Origin of the sequence: Halomonas marinisediminis, assembly GCF_004347715.1 — a bacterium.
GTDB lineage: Bacteria > Pseudomonadota > Gammaproteobacteria > Pseudomonadales > Halomonadaceae > Halomonas > Halomonas icarae.
The window spans coordinates 1-2,128 of the sequence record NZ_SLTR01000036.1; the positions used below are offsets into that span (position 1 = coordinate 1).

Consider the following 2,128-nt stretch of genomic DNA (forward strand, 5'->3'; position numbering starts at 1 on the left):
GAGACAGGCAGTCAGGCCCTTCTTGGGTCACAGGCATCGACGAGAGGTGAACCCTCGTCGTCGAAGAATCTGAGGTGCCGACGGGTCAACGGAAGGACATGGATGTCAGTCTATCGGCGTGTGAGTCAGGCAACCTCAGAGTCTCAACGACACCAGACTTTCAAAGGTTAGCTTGGTTTTTAAGAACCGGTCTAAACCAATCAGATCTGGCATCTCTCAGTATTACTATCAGCGTGTAATACGAGTGGCTGGTTGATGCAGCCTTCCCGCAGTACGGCACGCTGGATTACCTCGCTGCTGTTGGCCATGGACTCCTGATCGAAGACCTCGGCATCGACGATCTTGCGGCTGTAGATATCGACGATCATGTACAGGTAGTAGAACTGCCCTCGTACACGGGTTGGCAAGTAGGTCACGTCCCAACTCCAGCAGGCATTGGGGCGTGTCACGCGGTGCCGTTGAGGGTCGCCCTTGGGACGTGGAGCGCGAGCGCGGCCACGGTGGTGCTGCTCACCATGCTCCCGGAGGATGCGATAGTAGCTGGACTCTGACGCCACGTAGCGGCCTTCTTCGTCCAGCAGCCGCGGCACGATCTGCCCGGGCGGCAGGCTGGCGAACTCAGGACGATGACAAATCTCCAGCACCTGCTGACGTTCCTCCGGCGATAGGGCATGGCGCGGGACAGGCCTCACCGCTTGAGGCCGGCGATCCTGATCACCCCGCACCCAGCGGCGATACGTGTTGGTACCGATGCCGAGTTCTGCACACGCGGCTTGCAGGCGGGCTCCTTCGGCGCGGGCCTCATCGATCAGCTGTATGGCGTCCTGGCGATCTGAAGTGCTGATCATTCGTCCTCGTCCCCCCAGATCGCTCGGGCCTTTTTTCGCAATGTCAGTAGTGCAGCGGTTTCCGCCAGCGCGGCCTCCTTGCGGCGGAGCTCGCGCTTGAGTTCCTTGTTCTCCTGGCGCTCCGCCTTGCGTGCCTCACTCTGCTGCTTAGTGGCGGCATCACTTCGGTCGTTAGCGCCTTCACAGCTCGCACGCCAGCGCTGGATCTGCTCGGGATAGAGGCCACGCTGCCGGCAGTATTCAGCACGCTCAGCCTCGCTGAGGGCCGCTGTCTCCAGAACGGCGTGGAACTTGTCCTGCGAGCTCCAGCCTTCGGGATCATCGCTCTGGTCAGGTAGCAAACGGCCTGCTTGCCGAGCCTTCTTGCGCCAGTTGTACAGTGTCGCAGCGGAGATGCCTTCTTCCCGGAGTCTGTCAACATAGTTGCCATATAAAATGACTTCAGCTCTTTAAAATCCTGCGGCCTGTGGCACTGGGTCCCGTTCGGGATTTAGGTGCACTACATCCGGCAGGCTGAGTTTCCGGATGTCACCTGACCACCGTTCCGGGTGGCGCTGCTTCGCGGCTTCAAAAACCTCTCGGCGCTGCGTCAGAATGCCTTTGGCCTCGCCGTTGTGACGCTGGCTCGGCGTGACGTAGCGCAGGGCGCTGTGCCGGTGCTCATGGTTGTACCACTCGGTGAATTGCTGGACCCAGTCTTGTGCCTCGGCCAGCGTGGCGAAGCCGTCGGCGGGGAATCCCGGCCGGTACTTCAGTGTCTTGAAGGCCGACTCGGCGAAGGCGTTGTCGTTGCTGACCCTTGGCCGGCTGTACGACGGGGTGATGCCCAGGTCGTAGAGCTTCTCCAGGAAGGTCGCCGCCTTCATCGGGCTGCCGTTATCGGAATGCAAAATCAAAGGCTTGTGACGATCGGTGAGGTGCTCTCGCCAGCAGGCCTTCTGGATCAGCTCGGCGGCCAGCTCGCCGGTCTCGGTTTCATAGACCTCGTGCCCAACGATCTTGCGGCTGAAGACGTCCATGATCAGGTACAGATACCACCAAGTACCGCGTGCAGGGCCAGGGAAAACGCATGAAAACCGTCACACCGCGAGAATGTCTGCAAGGTACGTCTCATCAAGCGCCGCTTTCTTCTGTTTTCGCCGGATTCCACCCTTGAAAGACTTCTCCCCTTTCAGGTAATTCAGCGCGATATGCCGGACCCTAGCGAGGTTTTCTGCCGCCTGTCCGCGATGGATTTTGCAGGCATCCTCACGAAGCGCCACGTCCAAGGACCAGTGAAG

3 protein-coding genes and 1 pseudogene are annotated in these 2,128 nt (G+C 60.0%); all 4 read right to left on the reverse strand.

Annotation, left to right across the window (positions count from 1 at the left end):
• Positions 1–200: 200 nt before the first annotated feature.
• Positions 201–848, reverse strand: a complete 648-nt coding sequence (locus tag E0702_RS15725; RefSeq protein WP_132045546.1) for a DDE-type integrase/transposase/recombinase — start codon at positions 846–848, stop codon at positions 201–203.
• A complete protein-coding gene (locus E0702_RS15730) occupies positions 845–1,189 on the reverse strand; it encodes a transposase (protein WP_165927554.1) in 345 nt (114 codons plus the stop codon). The genes E0702_RS15725 and E0702_RS15730 overlap by 4 nt, the downstream gene beginning before the upstream one ends.
• Before the next feature lie 108 nt (positions 1,190–1,297).
• Positions 1,298–1,909 (reverse strand): annotated as a pseudogene (locus E0702_RS15735) (transposase); the annotation flags it as partial.
• Between the two features lie 18 nt (positions 1,910–1,927).
• Positions 1,928–2,128 (reverse strand): transposase (locus E0702_RS19590; protein ID WP_368816919.1); only part of this gene is annotated, 201 nt, incomplete at its 5' end.